The organism is Zobellia sp. OII3, assembly GCF_002211465.1.
Classification (GTDB): domain Bacteria; phylum Bacteroidota; class Bacteroidia; order Flavobacteriales; family Flavobacteriaceae; genus Zobellia; species Zobellia galactanivorans.
The window spans coordinates 239,695-265,865 of record NZ_MWRZ01000004.1 but is presented as its reverse complement, the minus strand read 5'-3'; the positions used below and the strand labels follow the sequence as shown (position 1 = coordinate 265,865).

Annotated in this window: 24 protein-coding genes and 1 other RNA gene; 18 read left to right on the top strand and 7 right to left on the bottom strand. The window is 42.6% G+C overall.

Translation table 11 applies throughout. From position 1 onward, the window contains the following. The first annotated feature begins 106 nt into the window (after positions 1 to 106). Positions 107 to 1,489, top strand: a complete 1,383-nt coding sequence (locus B4Q04_RS13760; protein ID WP_013996053.1) for a TlpA family protein disulfide reductase — start codon at positions 107 to 109, stop codon at positions 1,487 to 1,489. Positions 1,490 to 1,572: 83 nt separating this feature from the next. Here the strand turns inward: B4Q04_RS13760 and fsa are convergent, their stop codons facing one another. The 3 genes from fsa to ffs form a co-directional block, all read right to left on the bottom strand. Continuing rightward, entirely contained in the window at positions 1,573 to 2,226 is a 654-nt protein-coding gene (gene fsa, locus B4Q04_RS13755; protein WP_013996054.1) for a fructose-6-phosphate aldolase, read from the bottom strand. Positions 2,227 to 2,301: 75 nt separating this feature from the next. Next, positions 2,302 to 3,111: an SDR family oxidoreductase gene (locus B4Q04_RS13750; protein WP_013996055.1), complete on the bottom strand. Its 810-nt coding sequence runs from the start codon at positions 3,109 to 3,111 to the stop codon at positions 2,302 to 2,304. 113 nt (positions 3,112 to 3,224) lie between these two features. Continuing rightward, positions 3,225 to 3,323, bottom strand: an RNA gene (ffs, locus tag B4Q04_RS13745) — signal recognition particle sRNA small type. Positions 3,324 to 3,461: 138 nt separating this feature from the next. Here ffs and B4Q04_RS13740 point away from each other — a divergent pair. From B4Q04_RS13740 to B4Q04_RS13710, 8 genes are all read left to right on the top strand, one after another. After that, positions 3,462 to 4,514, top strand: coding sequence for a glutaminyl-peptide cyclotransferase (locus B4Q04_RS13740; RefSeq protein WP_088697122.1), 1,053 nt, complete (start codon positions 3,462 to 3,464; stop codon positions 4,512 to 4,514). Next, complete coding sequence (locus B4Q04_RS13735; RefSeq protein ID WP_088697121.1) at positions 4,515 to 4,916, top strand: acyl-CoA thioesterase; 402 nt, start codon at positions 4,515 to 4,517, stop codon at positions 4,914 to 4,916. A gap of 64 nt (positions 4,917 to 4,980) precedes the next feature. Then, positions 4,981 to 6,525, top strand: coding sequence for a choice-of-anchor Q domain-containing protein (locus tag B4Q04_RS13730; protein WP_088697175.1), 1,545 nt, complete (start codon positions 4,981 to 4,983; stop codon positions 6,523 to 6,525). Positions 6,526 to 6,821: 296 nt separating this feature from the next. Next, the gene (locus B4Q04_RS13725; RefSeq protein ID WP_088697120.1) at positions 6,822 to 7,553 is read left to right on the top strand and encodes a LytR/AlgR family response regulator transcription factor; all 732 of its coding nucleotides are present in this window, start codon (positions 6,822 to 6,824) and stop codon (positions 7,551 to 7,553) included. Between the two features lie 140 nt (positions 7,554 to 7,693). Next, on the top strand, positions 7,694 to 7,858 hold the full coding sequence (locus B4Q04_RS22720; protein ID WP_158499763.1) for a hypothetical protein: 165 nt from the start codon (positions 7,694 to 7,696) through the stop codon (positions 7,856 to 7,858). Between the two features lie 76 nt (positions 7,859 to 7,934). After that, the gene (locus tag B4Q04_RS13720; RefSeq protein ID WP_013996061.1) at positions 7,935 to 10,034 is read left to right on the top strand and encodes a sensor histidine kinase; all 2,100 of its coding nucleotides are present in this window, start codon (positions 7,935 to 7,937) and stop codon (positions 10,032 to 10,034) included. Between the two features lie 24 nt (positions 10,035 to 10,058). Beyond that, positions 10,059 to 10,730, top strand: coding sequence for a response regulator (locus tag B4Q04_RS13715; protein ID WP_013996062.1), 672 nt, complete (start codon positions 10,059 to 10,061; stop codon positions 10,728 to 10,730). A 165-nt stretch (positions 10,731 to 10,895) separates the two neighbouring features. After that, the gene (locus B4Q04_RS13710) at positions 10,896 to 11,552 is read left to right on the top strand and encodes a hypothetical protein (protein WP_088697119.1); all 657 of its coding nucleotides are present in this window, start codon (positions 10,896 to 10,898) and stop codon (positions 11,550 to 11,552) included. Positions 11,553 to 11,682: 130 nt separating this feature from the next. Here B4Q04_RS13710 and glyA read toward each other — a convergent pair whose 3' ends face one another. Continuing rightward, a complete protein-coding gene (glyA, locus tag B4Q04_RS13705) occupies positions 11,683 to 12,957 on the bottom strand; it encodes a serine hydroxymethyltransferase (protein WP_088697118.1) in 1,275 nt (424 codons plus the stop codon). A 111-nt stretch (positions 12,958 to 13,068) separates the two neighbouring features. Here glyA and fahA point away from each other — a divergent pair, with 111 nt between their 5' ends. After that, entirely contained in the window at positions 13,069 to 14,361 is a 1,293-nt protein-coding gene (fahA, locus tag B4Q04_RS13700; RefSeq protein WP_013996065.1) for a fumarylacetoacetase, read from the top strand. Between the two features lie 57 nt (positions 14,362 to 14,418). Here the strand turns inward: fahA and ytxJ are convergent, their stop codons facing one another. Next, entirely contained in the window at positions 14,419 to 14,814 is a 396-nt protein-coding gene (ytxJ, locus tag B4Q04_RS13695; protein ID WP_046287654.1) for a bacillithiol system redox-active protein YtxJ, read from the bottom strand. Between the two features lie 166 nt (positions 14,815 to 14,980). Here ytxJ and clpB point away from each other — a divergent pair, with 166 nt between their 5' ends. Together clpB and B4Q04_RS13685 are read left to right on the top strand one after the other, a co-directional pair. Then, positions 14,981 to 17,581 (top strand): ATP-dependent chaperone ClpB, encoded by a 2,601-nt coding sequence (gene clpB / locus B4Q04_RS13690; protein WP_013996067.1) that lies wholly within the window; start codon positions 14,981 to 14,983, stop codon positions 17,579 to 17,581. 122 nt (positions 17,582 to 17,703) lie between these two features. After that, positions 17,704 to 18,300, top strand: a complete 597-nt coding sequence (locus tag B4Q04_RS13685) for a TetR/AcrR family transcriptional regulator (protein ID WP_013996068.1) — start codon at positions 17,704 to 17,706, stop codon at positions 18,298 to 18,300. A 94-nt stretch (positions 18,301 to 18,394) separates the two neighbouring features. Here the strand turns inward: B4Q04_RS13685 and B4Q04_RS13680 are convergent, their stop codons facing one another. Beyond that, positions 18,395 to 20,119: a PorP/SprF family type IX secretion system membrane protein gene (locus tag B4Q04_RS13680; protein WP_088697117.1), complete on the bottom strand. Its 1,725-nt coding sequence runs from the start codon at positions 20,117 to 20,119 to the stop codon at positions 18,395 to 18,397. 99 nt (positions 20,120 to 20,218) lie between these two features. Here B4Q04_RS13680 and B4Q04_RS13675 point away from each other — a divergent pair, with 99 nt between their 5' ends. After that, complete coding sequence (locus B4Q04_RS13675) at positions 20,219 to 20,776, top strand: SixA phosphatase family protein (RefSeq protein WP_013996070.1); 558 nt, start codon at positions 20,219 to 20,221, stop codon at positions 20,774 to 20,776. 113 nt (positions 20,777 to 20,889) lie between these two features. After that, positions 20,890 to 21,354 carry an SsrA-binding protein SmpB gene (gene smpB / locus B4Q04_RS13670; RefSeq protein WP_013996071.1) on the top strand — a complete coding sequence of 155 codons (465 nt, stop codon included), beginning with the start codon at positions 20,890 to 20,892 and terminating at the stop codon, positions 21,352 to 21,354. A 12-nt stretch (positions 21,355 to 21,366) separates the two neighbouring features. Here the strand turns inward: smpB and B4Q04_RS13665 are convergent, their stop codons facing one another. After that, a complete protein-coding gene (locus B4Q04_RS13665) occupies positions 21,367 to 22,008 on the bottom strand; it encodes a protein-L-isoaspartate(D-aspartate) O-methyltransferase (RefSeq protein ID WP_046288153.1) in 642 nt (213 codons plus the stop codon). 162 nt (positions 22,009 to 22,170) lie between these two features. On the opposite strand from B4Q04_RS13665, the gene B4Q04_RS13660 reads away from it, so the two are divergent. From B4Q04_RS13660 to B4Q04_RS13645, 4 genes are read left to right on the top strand one after another with little or no spacing between them, the layout of a single operon-like run. Continuing rightward, positions 22,171 to 23,130: a Gfo/Idh/MocA family protein gene (locus tag B4Q04_RS13660; protein WP_013996073.1), complete on the top strand. Its 960-nt coding sequence runs from the start codon at positions 22,171 to 22,173 to the stop codon at positions 23,128 to 23,130. A 19-nt stretch (positions 23,131 to 23,149) separates the two neighbouring features. Further along, a complete protein-coding gene (locus B4Q04_RS13655; RefSeq protein ID WP_013996074.1) occupies positions 23,150 to 24,040 on the top strand; it encodes a 3-hydroxyacyl-CoA dehydrogenase family protein in 891 nt (296 codons plus the stop codon). 51 nt (positions 24,041 to 24,091) lie between these two features. Continuing rightward, the gene (locus B4Q04_RS13650; RefSeq protein ID WP_013996075.1) at positions 24,092 to 24,745 is read left to right on the top strand and encodes a YggS family pyridoxal phosphate-dependent enzyme; all 654 of its coding nucleotides are present in this window, start codon (positions 24,092 to 24,094) and stop codon (positions 24,743 to 24,745) included. Positions 24,746 to 24,798: 53 nt separating this feature from the next. Next, positions 24,799 to 26,169 (top strand): exonuclease domain-containing protein, encoded by a 1,371-nt coding sequence (locus B4Q04_RS13645; protein ID WP_013996076.1) that lies wholly within the window; start codon positions 24,799 to 24,801, stop codon positions 26,167 to 26,169. Positions 26,170 to 26,171 lie beyond the last annotated feature (2 nt).

Genomic DNA, 26,171 nt, shown 5'->3' with positions numbered 1-26,171 from the left:
TTCATCGTTCACATTAACGCAAGACGCTTATTTTTAACTCGCTATTAACAGCAAACTGCCAAAGTGTTGCTTAATTTTGGGTGTTACTCACCAAGTTCTCTCTTATATGAATAGAAATTTACTCTATCTATTTCTTCTCGTTTTAGTTAGTTGTGGTGCCGAGAAAAATTCCTCCAGTATATTTTTTGCAGGTGAAATCGTTAATCCGACGAGCAATTATATTGTTTTGCTCAAAGGGGATGTCGTCATAGACTCTGCGGAGTTGGACGAGGACAATAGATTTGCATTTACCCTAGACTCTATTAGCGAAGGCCTCTATCACTTCAATCATGACCCCGAACTACAATACGTATATCTCGAAAAGGGAGATAGCCTTTTGGTTCGATTGAACACTACCGATTTTGACGAATCCTTGGTGTTTTCCGGAAGCGGCGAAGCCCTGAACAATTTTCTTCTCGAAGTGTTCCTTGCCCATGAGGAAGAAGCACCGGCCGTACGTTCAATGTACCGCTTGACCCCAACCGATTTCGAAAGGAAAATAGACTCGCTAAAACAACTTAAATTAGATGTATTGGCAGAGTTAAAAAGCGAGAACAAGTTCTCGGAAAAAGAGCTAAAGATCGCCAACGCCAGTGTCAGCTACAATTACAACACTTATAAAGAGGAGTATCCGTTCAAGCACAAGAAATTGACCGGGGAAAATATTTTTAAAGACCTCCCTCCCAACTTCTACGCCTACAGAAAGGAACTTACCTTCAACGATAAAGATTTGACCTACCTAAGGCCCTACTACAACTTTATGATCAACCATGTGGGCAACTTATCTTTTATGTCCTGCTCACACGCCTGTAGCATAAAAAACAATGTAGTTCGCAATCAGCTGCACTTTAACAAGCACAAGCTCCATATTATCGATAGTCTCGTAAAGGAGAAAGAACTCAAGGACAATCTGTTCAGGTACGTGGCCTTTGACTACCTTTTGAAGGTTCATGATTCGGAAGAAAAAAATGACGAGTTCATTTCCAATTTTAGGGAATTGAGCGAGAACAACAGGCATATGGATGAAATTGATGCGCTTTACCAAGGCATCAAGAATATTCAGCCTAAAAAACAAATACCGAACGTAGAAGTAACGAGTACCGACGGAAGAGTTGTAACCCTACAAGAGATTGCGGCCCAAAACAAGAAAACCGTTTTCTATTTTTGGTCGGCGACCGACAGAATGCATTTTGAAAGCATCAAAAGAAGAATAGCCCAACTATCGGCAAAAAAACCGAAATACTCATTTGTAGGTATAAACATAAAAACCGACGAGAGCAATTGGAAAGGCATCTTAGAGACCTCGGGGCTTGACCAATCCAAACAGTACCGCTCGTCAGATTTTGAAGAGCTAACGAAATCGCTGATCGTATATCCGCTCAACAAATGTATCATTACCGACGACAAGGTCATTGTTGATGCCTTCGCGAACGTTTACACTTCATTCTAAACAACATTCACCCCATAAAAAAAGAGGAATACCTGTTCGGTATTCCTCTTTTTATTTCATTCGTTTTAAACGAGAGCTTGATCTTAGTTTCCTTTGTTGTAGTCTGCCAAGAATTTCTCTAGACCGCTATCGGTCAATGGGTGCTTTAAAAGACCTGTGATCGAAGACAAACCACTTGTCATAACATCCGCTCCGACCTTTGCACAATCGATTACATGCATGGTATGACGGATAGAAGCCGCCAAAATTTGCGTTTCAAAAGCGTAGTTATCGTATATATGTCGTATTTCCGCTATAAGGTTAAGCCCATCGGTAGAAATGTCGTCCAATCTTCCGATAAATGGAGAAACGTAAGTTGCTCCCGCTTTAGCGGCCAACAAAGCCTGTCCCGCAGAAAATACCAAAGTACAGTTCGTCTTGATACCTTTATCGGAAAAATATTTTAATGCCTTAACCCCGTCTTTTATCATGGGTATTTTTACAACGATCTGATCGTGTAGTTCGGCCAACTCTTCACCTTCCTTGACCATCTCGTCAAAAGTTGTGGCTATAACCTCGGCAGATACATCCCCATCAACGATATTGCAGATGTCTACATAGTGTTTTAATATATTGTTTCTTCCTGTAATGCCTTCTTTGGCCATTAACGACGGATTGGTAGTTACACCGTCAAGAACACCGAGTTCTTGTGCTTCCCGTATCTGATCCAAATTGGCCGTGTCTATAAAAAATTTCATCTGCTGGAGTTTATTAGGTTAAAAAAATTAGATCCAAATTTTACTTTTCGGAAGCTTTTCTTCCGAGCCACGAAATTACAACTTATAATGGTTTAGCAAGAGTTTCTCGTACACTTTATCTGGCAACAAGCTCTTTAAGACCACCGAAAATTTCTGAAGTGGCGACCCTACTTTATAATGTACCCGAGGTTTGGGGTTTTCTACAATTTCAAAGACCTGCTTGGCCACAGCTATCGGATCGCCCCCATTAGACACATCATCATTCATCATTTTCAGGGTATTACCGTATGGTTTCTTATAAGGGGAGTCTTCTAAAAGTGGGGAATGGTAACGGCCTGCCGCAATATTCGTGGCAAAATCGCCAGGGGCCAAGGTTGTAATCTTAATATCAAAGGCCTTGGTTTCCATCCGTAGGGCTTCCGTAAGCATTGAAAGTGCCGCCTTGGTCGCGGAATACACACCTCTATAAGGTAGGCCCATATAACCGGCTATAGACGTAATATTAATGATCGTTCCCCCTTTTTGCTTGCGCATTTGGGGCAATACGGCCTGCACCATACGAAGAGGACCGTAAACATTGGTATCAAAAGCTTTTTGAACTTCCTCAGTAGGGGTTTCCTCCAGAGGCCCCGTAATTCCTACCCCGGCATTGTTCACCAATACGTCAAGCCTATTTTCCTTTGAGATGACATAGTCTACCGCTGCTACGATACTTCCTTGATCGGAAACATCAAGTTCGAGCAGGTCAAAAACTTCAAAATCTCTATGCTTGGCTAAATTTCTTGTGGTTCCGTAAACTTTGAACCCTTTTGATTTGAGGTATACCCCTATAGACTTTCCTATACCGGAAGAACCTCCTGTTATCAATACTACTTTTTGCTCCATAATCGGTGCAAAATAACAAATAATAATAGTGTGAAGGAAACTAAATCTTTGGAAAGAACCTGAGGGCATAACTGCCAAATGCGCTAATTCTACCTTGAGTTTAGGGCATAAAAAAACGGCAAGCTACCTACATCGCACCGCTACGACCGTATACCCTTGCTGCGTTCCCACCCTGGGGGATTCTACAGGAGCTGGTCGTGTAGGACTTGCCGACTGCAAATATACAACCTTTTGTTTCTTTCGCAATCGTTTTACATTCTAATTTTTATTTCTACATTTTGTTCTGAGTTCGCTATTTTTGTTCCCTGAATTTCATACATATACAGGAACACAATCTAATTAAATACACCATGACGAGTCTAAAGTTTTTCCCCCTTTGCCTGTTTTTAATGCTTTTTATGGCCTGCGGAGGCGAAAAATCCCCTGCTTCACTTTTTGAAATACAGCTTGACGGAAACAGCAAAAGCTTTCAACAAAACCAACGGATAACCGTTGCCATTAATAACAAAAAAAACAAAACAATAGATAAGGTAAGCTATTCCATAGACGGCAAAGAATTGCCCTTAAACGACGGCAAGATCGCCCTGACCATGCCCCATTTGGGCGACAAGACCTTAAAAGCGGTTATCTCCTATGAGGAGACCTCTGTTGAGATTACCAAAAATTTTAAACTTTTGGCCGCCAAGTCGCCCGAAATATACACCTATGAAATTATTGCCGAATACCCCCACGACAACAAGGCATACACCCAAGGACTTGAATTTCACAACGACACCCTTTATGAAAGTACCGGTAAAAAAGGAAGGTCTTCATTACGCAAGGTAGACTTTAAGACAGGCGAAGTCTTGCAACAAGTAGACCTAGACCAAACTTACTTCGGCGAGGGCATTACCATCCTAAACGATAAAATCTACATGCTCACTTGGCGCAGCGGTGTGGGCTTTATTTATGACCTAAAAACTTTTGACAAACTCGACAACTTTCAATTCGGACAAAGCAAGGAAGGTTGGGGATTAACGAACGACGGTAAAAAACTATATAAAAGCGATGGAACCGAAAAAATTTGGTTCTTGAACCCACAGACCCTTGCCGAAGAAGGACATATTGAAACCGTTACCAACAAATCTATAAACGACAGTGCCAATGAACTGGAGTATGTAGATGGTAAAATTTACGCCAATGTATACCAAAAACCCAGTGTAATGATCATCGACGCCACCAGTGGGGCCATCGAGGGAGTTATCAATTTTGGGGGACTAAGCAGCAAGGTAAGCCACCATTCCACTTGGAGCGACACCGACAATGTGCTTAACGGTATCGCCTATCACCCGGAAAGAGAAACATTTTTTGTTACCGGAAAAGAATGGGACAAGATGTTCGAGGTGAAAATCCAAAAGAAATAAATGCAGCGTTATCGAAAAACCATAACCGTACAAAAAGACGACCTTGACGAGCTCAATCACGTCAACAACGTACGCTACGTACAGTGGATGCAAGATATCTCCAAAGAGCACTGGATGACCGTAGCGCCCGAGGAAATGCGAAGGGGAATCATCTGGGTGGTCATGACGCACCATATCACCTATAAGAATGCCGCAGTATTGGGCGATGTCATTGAAATGGAAACCTACATCCAAAAAAGTAGGGGGGCCGTTTCCGTTCGAATCGTAGAAATGCACAATAAGAAAACCGGGGAGCTGTTATTAAAGTCAAGTACCGAATGGTGCCTTTTAAATGCCGACACCCTAAAACCGGCACGGATATCAAAGGAAATAAAAGAAGTCTTTTCGCCTGAATCAAACTAAAATCATCGATTTCGGATTCTGACGGCTTCTTTTTGTACCGCTCCAAATGTATTACCTTATAACCATGGGAAGACATTCGATTATCATAGCATTGCTGATCCTCTTTGTTTCTTTCGCCTCGTGCCGGAAAGATTTTGAGTACGCCAGCAGCACGGGTAATCTTGAGTTTTCAAAGGATACCGTATTTCTCGACACCGTTTTTGCCAATTTGGGAAGCAGTACTTATAGCTTAAAGGTATACAACCGCGGTAAGGAAGATATCTCCATTCCGTTTATCGGACTGGAACAAGGCGAAGCCAGTTTCTACAGGCTCAATGTCGATGGTGTGGCCGGAAAGACCTTTACCAATATCCCCCTTCTGGCCAAAGACAGCCTCTATGTGTTTATCGAAACCACCGCCAAAATCGAGGAAAACAATACCGATCAACTGCTGTATACCGATATACTTCAATTCGGAAAAGACGACCAGACCCAAAAAATTCCCTTGATCACCCTCGTTCAAGATGCCGTTTTCCTATTTCCCCGTAGCCTTTCCGACGGAAGTAGCGAAACCGTTCCCATCGGTTATGATGCGGAAGGGACGGAAATACGTGCCCCTGGTTTTGAACTTCAAAACGACCAATTAAACTTTACCAACGAAAAGCCTTATGTCATCTACGGCTTTGCCGCCGTTCCGAAAGGCCAACAACTTAGTATCGATGCCGGTGCAAGAGTACACTTCCATCAGAATTCAGGCTTACTTATACCCGCAGAAGCTTCATTGGCTATTAATGGCTCCCTTAGTTCCGATCTAGAAAACCTGGAAAATGAAGTAATTTTTGAAGGTGACCGCCTAGAACCTGAATATTCAAATGTAAGTGGACAATGGTCGGGCATACGAATCGCCAGGGGCAGTAGCAACAATACCATAAACCACCTTACCCTTAAAAATGCGAGCGTAGGTATTTTTGTGGAAGGAGAACCATCGCTCCCCTCACCCCCCACCCTAGATATACAGAACACCCAAATCTATAACAGCCTACAGGTGAATCTCTGGGGAAAGTCCGCCACTATAAATGGCAAAAACCTGGTTTTGGGTAGTGCCGGAAACAGTTCCCTCTATTGCAGTTCAGGGGGAAGCTATACATTTACACATACCACCATTGCAAATTATTGGACGAAGGGATTCAGAAACAGCGCCACCTTGACCGTCAGCAATTACCAACTTGATGCGAAAGGGAATACCACGGGAAACGATCTTTTAAAGGCGGATTTTGAAAATTGCATCATAGCGGGCAGCGGGAATTTTGAGCTCTCTCTCGATAAAAATGACTCATATACCTATAATTATTACTTCAACAACTGCCTTATTAATGGTGATGAAGACAAGATTCCTACCCAAAACAAGGAGCTTTACGACTTAAACGATGCAGATACATACCAAAATACGACATGGATCCAAGCTGTACTTTTTGAAAATGCGGGAATCAACGATTTTCAACTAGGCCCTAACGCTCCTGCATTGGATAAAGGCGACAAAACAGCGGCCCTCTCAACACCTACCGATATTTTAGGGGTCGACCGCACGGCCACTCCCGATATTGGCGCTTACGAATACACGGGGCAATAAGCCGAACTATCTATTATTGATAGCGGTTGGCAAGCCTATCATTAAGGCAGAAGGAAAGCAGGTCCCCATATAAGAAAGTCCATATTTCGGCCACAACAAAAGAAACAATGCACTGGTTATCAACAATTAAAAAACACCCCTAAAACAATTAACCAAAAACAACCTACAATATGAAGGTTTTTTCCTTCAAATATATTCAATACCAAGTATTTAGGAATAAAAACCCCAGTTATTATGGGGAATATCTTTAGCCCCATGTCGCCTACCATGAGTAATTTGCACTAAAATTACGTGTCTTGGATTATACTTACGCCATAATAGATTCCGATGCCACTTCAAATTTGCAACTACAGCATTATTTGGAGGACTATGGTGATTTCACCTGTGCGGCCTTGGCGCAAAATAGTGTAGAGGGTACAAACGTAATTTTAAAATACTCTCCCGACATAGTTTTCATCAATTTGAATGATACTGCTTCTGAATCGTTTCATATGGTTATGGAACTTCATCAGTACATGAATCAACTTCCCCTTATTATAGGTATCTCAAAAAGCAAGGAACACGCTTACGACGCCATTAAAAACGGCTTCTTCGATTACTGGATACTTCCCTATAACGAATTTGACATTAGAAAATCCTTATTACGCCTTAAGAAGCTGATGCCGGCCAAGACGGAGCCCCAAACACTCTGTCTTAAGTCTTATCGCGATTTTCAATATATCAATACAGACGACATTCTTTACTTACAGGCCGACAACAACTCCACGGAGTTCGTCATGAAGGATGGAACAATAAACAACGCTTACAAAACGTTAAAGACCTTTGAAAATCAGCTTCCTAAGAACTTTGTCCGTATCCATCAGAGTTTTATAGTTAATACCAATTTTATTTCACGTATCAGCTACGGTAAATCTTATTGTACATTAAAACATAACAAAAAACAGCTGCCGTTCTCAAAATCTTACCGTGAAAACATAGATATCTTGAAGAAATTGTTGTCAAAAAACACCATTTCTGCACTTAATTGATCAAATCCTCTTAAAACAGCTTTGTTTACTCGCAGAACCCCTTCATTGACTACAACAATTCAAAACCCAATCATTTCAACCATAAACCACACTAGTTTAGCTGTATAGAAAAAAGATAACCCCCTAAAACTAGATTTATTATGAAAAAAGTAGCAAGTATTTTCGCCTTATTAGTAATGAGCGTTGGATTATTCACTTCATGTGAATCAGAAACAAAAGTTGATGAAAGCGACGCCCTTTATGACTTGCATATAGATGCATCTACAGATGGTGACGACGTTGAGACTGACGGACGTGGTTCTTAGTATAAAATCAGAATAGATTATATTAGCCTTAAATTAAGTTTTAAGGCTTTTTTTTTAACCTGAATTTACCATTCGCATGCTGTCTATCAAACATAGTCCGCCTAAATACATTAAGTCCATAGCTGTCAGCCTATTGGCCTTCTGGTTCCTTGGTTGTAACGAGAGTGACAGTTCCACCAACAATATGGAAATTTTCGTACAGGCCGATTCAATTGGAGCACTGATCGATAGCGCTACAAATTCAGAATTTTCCCAAACAGAACAAAAAAAATTTCTCGCCAAAGCTGAAAAAAGAGCTTCAAGGATAAAGAACGATTCCCTAAAGGTCAACCTCTATTCAAGAATATCACTTCGCTATTTAAATCTTCTCGATTCAACCAACTTTATCAAAACCAACCGACAGACCCTTGAATTGGCCAAAGCACTGAACGACAGCCTCAAGCTTGCCGAAGCAAATTGGGACCTGGCCCATTTCTATAGAAAAAAATCCAAAGCCGACAATGCATACCACCATTTTCTGGAAGCCCAAAAACTTTACGATGCGCTTCACATGGATTACGAATCGGCACGAATGCTCTACAACATGGCGGTTACCCAAGCCGATATCAAAGATTACACCGGTAGTGAGATCAACACGATAAAAGCCATTGAGATCTTAAAGCCGATGAAAAAATACAAAAGGCTTTACAACTGCTACAACAACTTGGGTTCCGTTACCAAAGAACTTAAAGATTACGACAGGGCCATAGACTACTACAATACGGCCTTTGCCTACCAAAAGCTAATAGAAGGGAGCAACAACTACGATCTTAGCGTCAAAAACAATATCGGCGTAGTCTATCTTGAACAGGGGAATTACAAAAAAGCGATTCCGTTTTTTCAAGAAGTTTTAAAAAGTCCAACCCTCCTTAACGATAGGCCTACCCTATATGCCATAGCCCTCAATAATTTGGCCTATTGCAAATTTAAGACCGACCCCGACAGCAAGGTCTTAAAAGATTTCGAAACGGTCATTCACCTTCAAGACAGTATGGGGGCCATTCAAGATATCTCACGCAGTCATTACTATTTCGCAGAATACTATCTCAAACTTAAAGATACGGTCAAGGCGGTATCACAAGCCAAAAAGGCCCTTGGCTACTCCCAGATTGCCCACAGCAATGATCGATTCTTAAAAAGCCTGCAATTACTGGCCAAATTAGAACCTCAAAAAGCAAGCTACTACAACCAAAAGTACATTTCATTGAACGATAGCCTACAACAGGTAGAGCGCCTTGCCCGAAATAAATTTGCCCGTATACGCTTTGAAACCGACGAATTTATTGCCGAAAATCAATTGCTTGCCCGTCAAAAACAGCTATGGACAGGGGTTGCCGTTTCCATTCTTTTACTAGGACTTATGTCATATATCATTTTGGTCCAAAGGGTAAAAAACCAAAAATTAAGGTTCCAACAAGAACAACAAGCCGCTAACCAAGAAATTTTCAATTTAATGCTTGCCCAAAAACAAAAACTGGAAGAGGGTAAGAAAATTGAACAAAAACGTATTTCCGAAGAACTCCACGATGGCGTTTTAGGTAAAATGCTAGGAGCTCGAATGGTACTCACCGGACTCAACAAAAAGAACGACGAACATGCCGCCAAGGAGCGAAAAAGAGCCATTGACGCCCTCCAAGACGTAGAGAAAGAGATTCGCGCCATATCCCACGAACTTAATCACGCGGCCTACCTGAACATCCCCAATTTCATTCATTCACTACAAGACTTGTTGAAAACCGTTCAAAAGACAGGGGAATTCGAATACAAGTTTATCTACAACGAATCCTTTGACTGGGACAGTCTTGCGGGCAATATAAAAATCAACGTTTACCGAATGATTCAAGAAAGTTTACAAAATTCTGTTAAACATGCCCAATGTAAAAATGTAATTGTAGAACTTAGTAGAACGGATGACGGATTCAAAGTGAGTATCGAGGATGACGGAAAAGGTTTTAAAGCCAACTCGAGAAAAAAGGGAATCGGCCTACGAAATATTGCATCGAGAATAGAAAAGATTAAAGGAAGATATCACATCAAAAGCGCCCCGGGCAAAGGTACTACGGTACTTCTAGAAGTACCTTTACCGAACAGCCCTAAAAGCAAACCACAGGAAAAAACAACAACCCCATCGCTTTAAATTAGAATTGGCCCAGAAAATACCATGAGTGATTTAATTAGAGTACTTGCCGTAGATGACCATGAAATGATTGCCTTAGGTTACAAATACACCATTGAAGGCTGTGAATTTGACGCCTATAATGTTGTTGTGAACATTGCCCCCAGTTACGAAGAGGGCAAAGCCGAAATAGAAAGTTCCGCCTCGCGCATGCCCTACGACATTATCTTATTGGATATTCAAATGTTCCCTGAGAGCGCCAAGGAAGAACGGGGCGGTATCGATTTAGGCCTCCTTGCCAAAAAGATATCCCCGACCTCTAAAGTGGTATTCCTTTCCTCTTTTAGCGATAGTTATCACATCAACAATGTTTTAAAGACAGTCAACCCCGACGGCTATATGGTAAAATCGGAAGTGGACGAAAAAACCTTGCAAGACATGGTCAAAACGGTTATAGAAAAACCGCCTTATTACACCGCTGCCGCCCTGCAAGCCATACGTCGAAAAATGGCCAACGAGGATCAAATTGACGAGCGTGACAAAAAAATATTGTACCAATTGTCGATCGGCACGAAGACCAAGGACATCTCTTCACTGGTTGCCGCGTCAAGTACCACCGTTGAAAACAGAAAAAGACAGTTGAAAATCATCTTCAACGTTGAAAACGGTAATGACTTCGCCCTTATTGAAGAAGCACGAAAACGCGGGTTCATTTAATGACATTTCCCAAAAACATTGACTCCGTTCCGTAGGAATAATCCGATTGCAATATCTAACCATAATGATTTTGAAAAATCCCCCAGTTTTTATGGGGTTTTTCTTTATATGCCAATCTTCGCTGAAAACTATCTTTGTTTTAGAAGTTAGAAGAACCCCGCGCATATGCCACTATATTTAGATAGTTTTAGGAACGACCATTCCAACGGTTACACTCCCAATTCACGAATTGAGGGGATGGAATCTTTTGCAAATAGCTTGGAGAAACTCTTCTTTGCCGAGACTACAATTCTTAACTGTACCGACAGAAGTCTTAGGACCAATTTGGCCATAGAACTCAATTGCAATATCTCCCTAGCCGAAATGTTATTTCATTTCAATAAGGGCACATGGGGGAGTTTCAAACCAAGTAAGACCTCGTTTATCAAATTGATAAATGACCTTATCACCAAAAGCGGCACACAGGTAGACATTGAAGAATTTACTTTTTTCTTGAATGACACGGCCATAGTGATAAACAAAATTTACGACAATAGCATCCCCGAACAATTAAACGATGTTATAGCGGCCATTTGCAAACATTACGTTCACTTCAGCAAAGGGCTAACCGAAATACCATACGAAATCTACGTTCCCGTTTTCGAAGAAAAACACCATGAAGAGAACGATATTCTAATTACGAATATTGAAACGGACAACAATACAAAGAAAGACTATTTCAAGTATTGGGGACTTTATTTTGAATCTGAAGACGATGCGGTCATCTATGACTTAAAAAGCACTACTATAGAAAACGGCGACCTGTTCATGCTGAACCACTAAGTTCGGAAACACGTCTAAACGAAGTAATAATATATATAATCACCCATTCCCCAGAATAATCAATTCCCCCATAACTACTTAATTTAATTAAGTAGATGGGGGATGGGATTATATTGATTTATTTCAAAAACTAAGCGTTGAAGAGCTCCCTACCGTTCATCAAGGCGTTCACCTTTTTCTTAACGGCGGCTATTTTAGCATCATCTTCGGCATTCATCAATACTTCATCGACCAAATCAACGATGGTAGCCATATCGGCTTCTTTCAACCCTCTTGTTGTAATCGCTGCCGTACCAAATCGGATACCCGATGTTACAAACGGTGATTTATCATCGAAAGGAACCATGTTCTTATTGGCGGTAATATCGGCCTTCACCAATACTTTTTCAGCATCCTTACCTGTAATATCCTTATTTCTAAGGTCGATAAGCATCATGTGGTTATCGGTACCTCCCGAAATAATATTGTAACCTTTAGCAACGAAAGCGGCGGCCATGGCAGCAGCGTTTTTCTTTACTTGAATCATATACTGTAAAAACTCATCTGAAAGCGCCTCGCCAAAAGCAATGGCCTTAGCAGCGATAATGTGTTCCAAGGGACCACCTTGATTTCCTGGAAAAACCGCCAAATCCAAAAGAGCTGACATTTTTCTAAGACTACCGTTCTTCAATGTAATACCGAAAGGGTTATCAAAATCCTCTCCCATTAAAATAAGCCCCCCTCTTGGCCCTCTCAAGGTTTTGTGGGTCGTTGTCGTAACGATATGACAGTGCGGAATAGGGTCACTCAATATCCCCTTGGCAATAAGACCCGCAGGATGGGAAATATCGGCCAATAATAAAGCACCTACACTGTCGGCTATTTCCCTAAATCTTTTAAAATCCATATCACGGGAATAGGCGGAAGCCCCTGCAATTATCATTTTTGGTTTTTCCCTTGTTGCTATTTCCTGAATAACATCGTAATCAAGGGTGCCGGTTTCCTTATCGACCCCGTAAAATACAGGATTGTACAATCTTCCTGAAAAATTCACCGGAGAACCATGGGTCAAGTGCCCACCGTGGGATAGATCAAAGCCTAAGATCGTGTCACCTGGCTTCAAGCAAGCATGGTAAACCGATGCGTTGGCCTGTGAACCCGAATGGGGCTGAACATTTGCATACGCGGCCCCAAATAATTCTTTGGCCCTGTCGATAGCAAGTTGCTCTATTTGATCAACTACTTCACACCCACCATAATAGCGCTTTCCGGGGTAGCCCTCGGCGTATTTATTGGTAAGCACAGATCCAGCGGCCTCCATAACTTGAGGGCTGGTAAAATTCTCAGAGGCTATCAACTCAATACCATTTATTTGGCGTTCTTTTTCCTCTGCTATAAGTTCAAAAATCCGATTGTCGCGTTGCATAAGCAAATTTTCTGTTAAATGAGATGCAAAAGTACGAATTGACTCTTGTTAAAACTCATAAAATAATATATTTGATCAAGAATTTATTAAATATAAATTAACAAAATTGCTATGCCTATACATGCTAACGACCCATCAAGACAAACCTGGCTTCCGGTGCCCGAACATTCCGATTTCCCAATTCAGAACATACCGTTCGGGGTCTTTCTAACGCGAGACGATATCATTACCATAGGTACCCGAATAGGTGACCACGCCATAGATTTAGGCGCTTTACACCAACTCGGATATTTTGAGAACATCCCCTTGACCGACGATATTTTTCTACAGGACACCCTTAACGATTTTATATCCGATGGCCAGAAAACATGGCGTTTAGTAAGAAACCGCATCAGCGAAATATTCGATATCAACAATGAAACCCTAAAGAACAATGAAGCCCATAAAAAAATAGTCTTGTTCTCCATGGACGAGATTGAGATGCAATTACCTGTACAAGTAGGGGATTATACCGATTTCTATTCAAGCAAGGAGCACGCCACCAATGTGGGCACCATGTTCCGCGATCCCGACAATGCCCTAATGCCCAATTGGCTACATATACCTGTAGGTTACCACGGAAGAAGCTCGACCATCGTACCGAGCGGGACCCCAATTCGAAGGCCACAGGGCCAAACCCTCCCCAAAGGGGAAGAAACCCCTGTCTTCGGACCTTCACGTCTCGTAGATTTCGAACTGGAAATGGCCTTTATTACCACGGACACCAACGCATTGGGCGAACCCGTTTCCGTAGATGAGGCCGAGGAATATATTTTCGGGATGGTTCTCTTTAACGATTGGAGTGCGCGTGATATCCAAAAATGGGAATACGTACCCCTAGGCCCATTTCTATCGAAAAATTTCGCATCATCAATATCGCCGTGGATCGTTACCTTAGACGCGCTTCAACCCTTTCGCGTAGAAAGTCCAAAACAAAACCCCGAGCCACTCCCCTATTTACAGCAAAAAGAAAGATATAGCTATGACATCAACTTAGAAGTAGGCATCGCCACGGAAGATGGTAGCGAAACCACTATTTCCAACTCGAACTTTAAGTACATGTATTGGACAATGGCCCAACAATTGGCCCACCATACCATAAATGGATGTAAAGTGAACAGTGGCGACATGATGGGCAGCGGAACCATATCTGGGCCGACCCCTGATTCATACGGGTCCATGCTCGAACTATCATGGCAAGGCACCAAACCGATAAAGCTTAACGACGGTTCAGAACGTAAGTTCATTCAAGATAACGACACCGTTATAATGAGGGGGCATTGCTCTAACAACGAGGTCCGTATCGGTTTTGGAGAGGTCAGAACCAAACTTTTACCTCCGTTCGAAACCAAAAAGAAAGGCTAAAAATAGTAGCCTTTATCTAAAAAATACCTTTAAGGCAATTCACGATATGAACTTGGCTTAAAGGTATTTTTCTAAATCGATGTCATTGATCGACCCATGCGAATCATGGGCTACGACAGCTCCGTTCTTTATTACCAAGAGTTGCGGGGATTGATGCATCACCTGAAACTTATAACCCGTTTCATCGGAAACTTGACGGTAACGATGCAGGTCTAAAAAGTAAAAATCCATCTGACCATCTTCCAATGTGTAGCTTTTGGTAAACATATTTAAGACCATGCGACTAATTCCGCACGTGGTAGAATGCTTGAATATCACCTGTGGCCTTGTCAAGGATTTCCGCTCGATTTCACTCAATTGATCCACCGAACTGAGGGGAATCCAAGGAATTTTCCTTTCTTCCTTCTTTTCACCTTCATTTTTACTTCCAAATATCGAATTAAAGAGACCCATTTCGTATTTTTATATGGTAAGTCCGACCATTGACCAAAAACTTACAACTGTCTAAATGTCCTGTGTTTTTGAGTAAAACAAGACATTTTGTCTGCTACTCGGTATTGGTAGGATTGTTGACCTATCAACCTCAAAAATACACAATAACTACAGAAAACAATATAAGATGAACTTTAATAATTACACCACTAAATCACAGGAGGCCATTCAGCAAGCCCAGCAGATTGCACAGGGTTTGGGCCACCAACAAATTGAAAACGAACACTTGTTCAAGGCCATTTGGGAAGTCGATGAAAATGTACTCCCCTTCATTTTAAAGAAACTGAACATCAACATAGCCTTGCTGCAACAGATTTTAGCAAAGGAGCTAGAGAGTTTTCCAAAAGTTTCGGGAGGCGACCTTATGTTGTCTCGCGAAGCAGGTAAAACCCTGAACGAAGCCAGTATCATTGCCAAGAAGATGGATGACGAATTCGTTTCCATTGAACACCTGTTATTGGCCATCTTAAAATCGAGCAGTAAAATTTCGCGTATATTAAAAGACCAAGGAGCCACCGAAAAAGACTTAAAAGCGGCGATCGAGGAGTTGCGTAAAGGTGGAAAGGTAACCTCACAAAGTGCCGAAGACACCTACAACTCACTTGATAAATATGCCCGAAACCTTAACGAATTGGCCGATAGCGGTAAATTAGACCCGGTAATAGGACGTGACGAAGAGATTCGGCGTATACTCCAAATCTTATCGAGAAGAACGAAGAACAACCCTATTTTGGTAGGCGAACCGGGTACCGGTAAAACTGCCATCGCAGAAGGCTTGGCCCATAGGATCGTTCAAGGCGATGTTCCTGAAAATTTAAAGGACAAAATCATCTATTCCCTAGATATGGGAGCCCTTATTGCAGGGGCCAAATACAAAGGTGAGTTTGAGGAACGTTTAAAATCGGTCATCAAAGAAGTAACTTCCTCAGATGGCGATATCGTACTGTTCATTGACGAGATACACACCTTGGTAGGAGCCGGTGGCGGACAGGGGGCCATGGATGCCGCCAACATTTTAAAACCGGCATTGGCCCGTGGGGAACTCCGAGCCATAGGAGCCACAACCCTTGACGAATACCAAAAATATTTCGAGAAAGACAAGGCCCTTGAAAGACGTTTTCAAAAAGTAGTGGTAAACGAGCCCGATACCGAGAGTGCCATTTCCATTCTTCGTGGTATTAAGGAAAAATACGAGGCCCACCATAAGGTCCGTATCAAAGATGAAGCGGTCATTGCCGCGGTCGAGCTTTCGCAACGCTATATTACCAATCGCTTCCTTCCCGATAAAGCGATCGACCTCATGGACGAGGCCGCCTCTAAATTACGGATGGAAATCAACTCCAAACCGGAAGAACTAGATGTCCTTGACCGTAAGATCATGCAACTGGAAATTGAGATCGAAGCCATCAAAAGAGAAAACGACAAGGCAAAACTCAAATTATTGAACGTTGATTTGGCGAATCTCAAGGAAGACCGAAACGAACTCTTTGCCAAGTGGGAAAGTGAAAAATCGGTCGTTGACGAAATCCAAAAAACGAAACAAGACATAGAGGAATTCAAAAATGAGGCCGAGCGCGCCGAGCGAAACGGGGATTACGGCAAAGTAGCCGAACTCAGGTACGGAAAAATCAAAGAAGCCCAAGAAAAACTGGAAGAACTCCAAAAAGCGCTCGATGAGCAACAACTGGGCGACACCATGATCAAAGAAGAGGTGACAAACGAAGACATCGCCGAAGTCGTGGCCAAATGGACCGGTATACCCGTTACCAAAATGCTACAGAGTGAACGCGAAAAACTCTTGAAACTGGAAGATGTACTGCACAAAAGAGTAGTTGGCCAAGAAGAAGCCATTGTGGCCGTATCCGACGCCATAAGAAGAAGTCGCGCCGGATTACAAGACGCCAACAAGCCTATCGGTTCGTTCTTGTTCCTTGGTACAACAGGGGTCGGTAAGACCGAGTTGGCCAAAACCCTGGCTTCCTACCTTTTTGATGATGAAAGTGCCATGACCCGTATCGATATGAGCGAATATCAAGAACGTCACTCGGTAAGTAGATTGGTGGGAGCACCTCCAGGATATGTTGGATACGATGAAGGGGGCCAGCTTACGGAAGCCGTTCGTAGAAGACCGTATTCCGTGGTATTACTCGACGAAATAGAAAAGGCCCATCCCGACACCTTCAATATTTTATTACAAGTGTTGGATGAAGGAAGGCTTACGGACAACAAAGGTCGTGTTGCCGATTTCAAGAATACGATCATCATTATGACCAGTAATATGGGCAGCAGTATTATTCAGGAAAAATACGAGAACAATAAAGACCCCTTCAGTGCAGCGGAAGCCGCGCGTGTGGAGGTACTAGGACTCTTACGTAAAACCATACGCCCAGAGTTCCTTAACCGTATCGATGACATCATCATGTTTTCACCGCTTAGCCGCGAGGATATTTCCAAAATTGTTAGACTACAGTTGAACAGTTTGAAGAAAACCATTGCGAAGCAACACATTACCATCGATGCTACGGAAGAGGCTATCAATTACTTGGCCAATAAGGGCTACGACCCACAGTACGGGGCCCGTCCGATCAAAAGGGTAATACAGCGGGAAGTGCTGAACAACCTTTCCAAAGAACTATTGAGCGGCACCATAAAAGCTGACAGTATCGTGCTTATCGATTCATTTAACGATGCACTGGTTTTTAGAAATCAAGACGAATTGGTGAAATAATTTTACCGATTTTTCAATACATATTACACTAAAGAAAGCATCCTGTAAAAGGGATGCTTTTTTTTTAAGGTATATACCATGCAGTATATAATTTTTTTATCTTCGTATAAAACAGAACTACCATGTCGACCAAAGCAGAAAGAACCACCGCCTTTATCATTAAGACCGTTGCCTCCGTATTTAACAAACATGGTTATATTGGCACAAGCATGAGCGACCTCACGGAAGCTACCGGATTAACCAAGGGCGCCATATATGGTAATTTTGAAAACAAAGAAGCTTTAGCCCTTTCCGCTTTCCAATACAACAGCAACTTGCTACTCTCTAAAATAGACGAAGTATTGGCTTCCGAAAGCAAGGCTTTGGACAAAATATTCAAACTAACGGATTTCTACAGAAATTACGATTCGTTTACCTTGAGCATGGGAGGATGCCCAATACTGAATACTGGTGTAGACGCCCAATACAACAATAGGCTACTGGCCGCAGCGAACAAAGAGGCCATTAAGGAATTGGAAGGTAAAATTGCCTTGGTTTTCGAGAACGGGGTCAAGAATAACGAAATCAAACTTCCGGTACCCCCGCTTCAATTCGCCAAGCAACTTTTCACTATGATACAAGGTGCCGTTGCTATGGCCACTATGACGGGTGACAAAAAATACCTGATCAATACCATCGCCTATCTAGAGGTCTTGATCAAAAAAGAGCTTAAAAACTAGCTAAGTCCACTTCGCTTTCTAAGGCCCATCATTCTACTTTAGCCCATATTACAAACACATCGTTTCATCGATACAGGATGTGATCTTTGGCTACTTACTCCCCTACTACCCTGAAAATCCATGTATTGCCGGCATACTTACCATCAAACTTACCATCCCTAGCCTGTCTGGCTTGCCCCATAGTGTCGTAACGACCGAGGTATACGTAATTATATTTGTTTTTGCTACGCACGAAAGACTTAGGCTGTAATCCTTTGCTTTTCATATCTGCCATAAAGGCCTCGAAGTACTTTTTGGTCCCGAATACATTTGCTATCAAATAATAGCCTGGTGCCAACCCCTCTTCTGTTTGCACTTCTTCGTATTTCTCACCTTTTTGTGGCGTTACCACTTCTTTCCGCTGAGCAAGTTTAGCCTCTTCTTCGGCCTTCGCCGCCTTTGCCGCTTCGGCTTTTCGTTTTTCTTCTTCTAATTTCCGGGCGGCCGCAATTGCTGCTTCCCGCTTTACCCGATTAATAGAGTCCTGTTTTCTAACTTGCTCCGCTTCTTGGGCCTTTGCATCTTGCTTACCACCTTGTGTCTTGGCCTCTTTTTCCACTGCCTTCGCCAAGGCCTCCTCTTTCTCCATCTGCTCCTCTACTTCCTTCTTAAGGCGTTTCTGCTCTTTCTTAAGCGCCAATGCGGCTTCTTTTTCGGCCCTTGCTACGGAATCCTGCGCCATTTTCTCAAGCTTGCGCCGTCTCTTTTCTTCTTGCTTCGCCTCTTTCTCCACTGCCTTCTGTACTTCCGCCAGTTCTTCGGCCTCTTCGATCTCTTCCGCCACGGCATCGTTTTGAGCCTCTTCCTCGGCAGATTCTATTTGTTCCAATTCGTTTTCTTCCGGAGTTACATAGCCCACCATTGTATGCCGTTCTTCGGGCTTACCAAAAAAGTATGCGGCCATAAGTTCAAAGGAAGATTCCGAACTTATAGATGAATCGGCCCCAAATTCGACCAAGGCCCCTAATGACAAATGTTTAAAAAAAGTGGCGCCTAGCCCTACTCCGTATCCATAAAAATTATTGTAGCCCAATTGGCCCCAATATTTATTCGTATTCAAAAGTGTATTAAACCCTATTTGATTAGGTTCTCCCGGAATGGTTCGCAAATACATCGACGGTCTTAAAAAGGCATTCATAGCCGTCCCCAAGGTCAAAGGAAAGTCGTAAGAAACAAGCCCCATAAAGACCTTGTCCTCCTTTTCCGTATTCGCTTCCCTTTCCGTAAAATTATAATCGATCAGGTTTTCCGAAGCAAACCCCAAAGTCAATCGCTCTACACTAAGACTGATGCCCGGCGCCACCTGCAGGATAAAATCATCGGCAGACGAAGAAGATTGTGGTAAGGGAAAATCAGGGTCGATCGTAAATCGATCGTCGGCCAAGGATTGTTGAAAGCCAAAAATATTGACGCCCACTCCCAATTTTACCGATTCGTTCAGGTCAAAGCTCTGCGCATAATTGATTACCCCACCCGTATCAAAATAAATTCCTGTATTTTGCTGAAAGAATGCCGCACCTACGGTGGACCTATTGTTCAATTTTCTCGTATAGTTCAAAAACTGCGTCGTGGGATTTCCATCAATGGCCTGCCACTGCCAACGTACCCAATAAGCCAAGGAATTGGCATTGTTCCTGTCGAGGGAAAAAGCCGGGTTGAACAGACTTGCATTATACGTGGTAAGATTATGCTGCCTTAGGTCGGCAGGTAGCCGTGCATCTTGCCCCTGAAGAACCAAAAAGAACGAAAACAGAAGAATTGAGAGTATAAGTCTGAGCATAGTTACAAAAAAACAAAATCAAGCATTCATACATACTTTTTTTGCATTAATTTAGTTAACAATAATGCAAGAGTTTTCAACCAAAATAGATTACCAACTATGCAATGGATCAAATCATTATACATAATTCTATGTATACCTTTAATCTTTACCAGTTGTAAAGACGAGCAAAAAGTTACGCAAGAAAACAACACCAAAGACGTGGTGTCTACATTTTATTTTATACGGCATGCCGAAAAAGACCGTTCCGACCCAGAAAATGTAGATCCCGAACTCAACCAGCGGGGCCTCGGCAGGGCCATGCACTGGGCCGAAATTCTCGACGACGTGGATTTAGACGTTATATACACCACGGACTACGAGCGAACCTCAATGACGGCTGCGCCCACTGCGGTAAAAAAAGAACTCGATGTCACCTACTACGAACCACAGAATGTTGACATAGAACAATTCAAGACCGATAACCTCGGCAAAAAAGTTTTAGTGGTCGGCCACAGCAATACAACGCCGGAATTTGTAAACAAAATGATCGGGGAAGACCTTTATTACGAAATGGACGACAGTGACAACGGCAGTCTTTTTATCGTGCAACTCATTAACGGACAGGCAACTTCCCAACGGCTCCACATCAATTGCAACTGCCCAAAAGAGCGGTAGGGACTTTTAGAACGGACAATGATCGGGGCGGATGTAAGCTTAAATCCGTATATATCTCGTTTCTATGGCCATGAATTAGGCATTATTTTAGGGAACTTCACTATTTTTGTGCCATGGTTCAAAAGAACATCAACATAAAGAACAAAAAGGCCAAGTTTGAATACGAGTTCATAGACACCTATGTAACCGGAATTGTTTTGGCCGGAACGGAAATAAAATCCATCAGGGAAGGAAAGGCTTCGATCGCCCAGAGTTTTTGTGAGTTTAACGAGCGAGGTGAACTTTTTGTCATCAACATGCAAATTGACGAATATTCCCATGCTTCGCACTTTAACCATAAGCCGAAAGCCGAACGCAAATTATTGATGGGCAAGCGCGAGCTGAGAAAACTACGCAAGGAAGTAACCACTTCGGGTTTTACCATTGTGCCCACCAACCTCTTTATTAACGACAGGGGTTTGGCCAAATTAAAAATTGCATTGGCCAAGGGTAAAAAACTTTACGATAAGCGTGAAACCTTGAAAGACCGAGACAATCAACGGAACCTTTCAAGAATTAAGAAAAGCTTCAACAACTAAAGGCCTATTGCCCTAGTTCTTGTCTTCCAACAACGGTACAAAGCGGAAGGATCCGTATTCCGTCTTTTCAAATTCCTTTTCTGACTTTCGTACAAAAAGGGTCATAATCTGTTCGTCGCTTCCTACGGGAATCACCAACCTACCTCCGATTTTTAACTGGCTCATAAGGGCTTTAGGTACTTCAGGGGCACCGGCGGTTACGATAATCCCATCGTAAGGCGCCTGATCGGGCAAGCCTTTATAACCATCACCGAAAATCATCTTTTTGGGGCGATAGCCCATTTTTCCAAAGAAAATCTTGGTTTTCTTAAATAGCTCCAATTGACGCTCGATAGTGTACACCCTTGCCTTTAAAAGCAACAATACTGCAGTTTGATATCCGCTTCCGGTTCCTATTTCAAGAATCTTCTGTTCTGGTTTTACCTCAAGTAACTGCGACTGAAAAGCCACGGTATACGGTTGCGAAATAGTTTGATCGGCAGCAATGGGAAAAGCCTTGTCTTGGTAGGCATGTCCTTCAAAACTGCTGTCCATAAACAAATGCCTAGGAATGGTACGTATGGCATTCAACACATTATTGTTCGAAATGCCCTTAGCTACCAATGTTTCGGCCAGCTTGTTGCGCATTCCCCTATGTTTTAAAGTATCTTTCAATGGTCTGGTTTTGGAAGGTAAAGTTAACTTGTAAAACTTCAATTCACAAGTCTACCGACTAAATGTCAGTCCTTGTTTTTTTTAAAACATTAAAGCTCAATCTTCACGGGTCAAATCGAAAAAACTCCGAAACTATCCTTATTTTTGAACAAATTGAAATTTATGCTTAGAGTTGGCGTATTAGGCGCAGGTCATTTAGGAAAAATACATTTACGTCTGTTAAACGAATCGACGAAATATGAATTGGTCGGTTTTTACGACGCAGATGCCATAAACGGAAAAAAGGTGGCCGACGAGTTCGGTTACACCTACTTTGACAACATTAACAAGCTTATAGAAGCCGTAGATGTTGTGGATATCGTAACCCCTACCTTATCCCACTTTGATTGTGCAAAAAAGGCTATTGAAAAAGGGAAACACATCTTTATCGAAAAACCCATTACCAACACCTACGAAGAAGCGGCCGAGCTGCTCGAACTGGAGAAAAAGCACCAAATAAAAGGCCAAGTAGGCCATGTAGAGCGTTTTAACCCCGCTTTTTCGGCCGTAAAACATCAAATCAACACCCCTATGTTCATTGAAAGCCACCGTTTGGCGGAGTTCAACCCAAGGGGCACCGACGTACCCGTAGTTCTCGATCTTATGATCCACGATATTGACGCCATACTCAGTGTGGTCAATTCGGAAGTAAAACAGATCAACGCCAGTGGGGTTTCGGTAATCAGCAAGTCTCCCGATATCGCCAATGCGCGAATAGAATTTGAAAACGGATGTGTAGCCAATCTAACGGCAAGTAGAATTTCGTTGAAGAATATGCGCAAATCCCGATTCTTTCAAAAAGATGCCTATATCTCGGTAGATTTTCTAGAGAAAAAGGTAGAGGTCGTTAAAATGAAAGACGCTCCCGAAAAAGTAGGCGACTTTGATATGGTGCTCCAAAATGCCGAAGGCGAAAAGAAACAAATTTATTTTGAAAACCCGGAAGTAGGGACGAACAATGCGATATTGGACGAACTGGAAAGTTTCGCCGATGCCATCGTCAATGACAGCACCCCTGTTGTAAGTCTCAGACAAGGCACACAAGCACTAAAAGTAGCCCTGCAAATTATCGCTTCCTTTTAATTACTTTAAACCCATACGCATGCAAAAGATAGCTGTTATAGGTGCCGGCACCATGGGAAATGGGATTGCCCATGTATTCGCCCAAAAAGGCCACAAAGTAAACCTTATAGATATTTCCCAAGACGCCCTTGACAAAGGACTACAGACCATTACCAAGAACTTGGACCGCATGTTGGCCAAGGAAAAAATAACCCAAGACGACAAGGCGTCTACCCTACAAAACATCGCCACTTTTACCTCCATCAAAGAAGGGGTAACCAAAGTAGACGTAGTAATAGAGGCCGCTTCGGAACATTTAGACATAAAACTCAGCATCTTTAAGGAGCTAGACACCCTTTGTTCCGATGACACCATTTTGGCAACGAACACTTCCTCTATATCGATAACCCAAATCGCGGCTGCTACCGGCAGGCCCGACAAGGTAATCGGTATGCACTTTATGAACCCGGTGCCCATTATGCAATTGGTCGAAATAATTAGAGGCTACAACACCTCAGATAAAACCACGGAACAGATCATGACCTTGTCGACCCAACTGGGCAAGACCCCGACCGAAGTCAACGACTACCCCGGTTTTGTGGCCAATAGAATTTTAATGCCCATGATTAACGAGGCTATAGAAACGCTCTACAACGGTGTTGCAGGCGTTGCGGAAATAGACACGGTCATGAAACTCGGTATGGCCCATCCTATGGGGCCGCTCCAATTGGCCGACTTCATAGGTCTCGACGTATGTCTATCGATTTTAAACGTGATGTACGATGGTTTTAAAAACCCAAAGTACGCCCCCTGCCCCCTTTTGGTGAATATGGTGATGGCCAAAAAACTGGGTGTGAAATCAGGCGAAGGCTTCTATGATTATAGTGAATCGCGGAAGGCCGAAAAGGTTTCCGATCAGTTTTTACGATAAAGACACCTGTACCGGGCATCTTATAAAAATCAGCAAAGTATCAACGAACAGATGATAAAAGATCAACTTTTAACAATTAAGAGTACACTACCCGACCACGTAACCCTCGTTGCCGTTTCCAAGACAAAACCCGATGAGGACCTCTTGGAAGCCTATGAGGCCGGACAGCGCATTTTTGGCGAAAACAAGGTGCAGGAAATGGTCGGCAAGTGGGAGCGCCTGCCCAAGGACATTAAATGGCACATGATCGGACACTTGCAACGCAACAAGGTCAAATACATGGCCGAATTCGTTGATTTGGTACACGGGGTCGACAGCTTTAGGCTACTGGTCGAAATCAACAAAAGGGCCGAACAGTTAAATCGAAGTATCGATTGCCTTTTACAGATCCATATTGCCGAAGAGGATACCAAATTCGGACTTAACGAAGAAGAACTAAATACCTTATTAAAGTCGGACGAATACCAACAATTGAAGCACGTAAACGTTGTAGGCTTAATGGGTATGGCCACCTTCACCGATGACGAAACCCAAATAAGAAGGGAATTCAAACATTTGAAGTCGATATTCGACGCTATACAGACCGAAAACGAACAGATTAAAATCTTATCCATGGGCATGAGCGGCGATTACAAAATTGCCATTGAAGAAGGGAGTACCATGGTACGCATCGGAAGTAGTATCTTTGGTAAGAGAAATTACTGATTTTTCAATTTTCAACCCACATAAGGCCAAAGCCACCGTACAAAAACGCATAGATGTATACCATTTTAGATATTGAGACCACTGGAGGAAAATACAATGAAGAAGGCATCACCGAAATTGCCATTCACAAATTTGACGGACATAAGGTGGTAGATAAGTTTATCAGCTTGGTAAACCCCGAAAAGGACATTCAGCCCTTTGTGGTAAAACTCACGGGCATAAACAACAAAATGTTGCAGACCGCCCCTAAGTTCCATGAGGTGGCCAAACGTATTGTTGAAATAACGGAAGACACCGTTTTGGTGGCACACAACGCCCAGTTCGACTACAGAATACTACGAACGGAATTTAGAAGACTAGGCTACAACTTTGAGCGTAAAACACTCTGTACGGTAGAACTGTCAAAAAGGCTCATCCCCGAAGCCGAATCGCATAGCCTGGGCAAACTGGTAAGATCCCTTGGAATAGCCGTTAGCGATCGCCACAGGGCCAATGGCGATGCCCTTGCCACCCTGAAACTCTTTAAGGTGCTACTCTCAAAAGATCTTGACAAAACCATTTTAAAGAGTGTCATCCGCAAAGAAACGGAGGGCGAACTTTCCGATAGACAATTAGACATCGTCGATGCCCTGCCTTCGGAAACGGGAGTGTATTATATGCACGATAAAGACGGGGAAATTTTGTACTTGGGAAAAAGCTCGAACATGAAAAAAAGGGTCAACCAACACTTTACCAAAAGTGGCGGTCGTTCGCGACAGCTGCAAAAGGCGACAAAAAAAGTGTCGTTCGAAAAAACGGGAAATGAATTGGTCGCCATGCTCAAAGAAAACGAAGAACTTAAACGCAACCGTCCCAAATATAACCAACGCCTCAAACCTATAATTTTCAGCCATGGTGTCTATGTCGAAAAGGACGAGGCCGGTTATCTCACCTTAAAAATTAAAAAAACCACCGAAAGAAACGGTGCGTTCACAACATTCAACAGTCATGCGGGTGCCGCCAATTTTATATATAAGCTTACGCGAGATTATCAACTATGCGATAAGCTAAACGGTATTTCCGAGGCCCAAAAGAATTGCTCGAACTACGATACCGGCGAATGTTTGGGAGCCTGCATCAAAAAAGAAGCGGTAGAAACATACAACCAAAGGGTAAACGATGCCGTACAGAAATACTCGCTAGACCACAAAAATGTGGTGATCATAGATAAAGGCAGGGAGATTGGCGAATACAGTGCGGTATTGATTAAAAATGGTGATTTTAAAGGTTTTGGCTACTATGACCTTAATCACCAAATCAATAATATTCATATCTTAGAATCAATCATAGTCCCTATGCAAGGGAATGAGAACACGGCACATATCATTGAAAACTACATTCGCAAAAAACGCGGATTGAAAATCATAGAACTAAGCGATAAATAAAG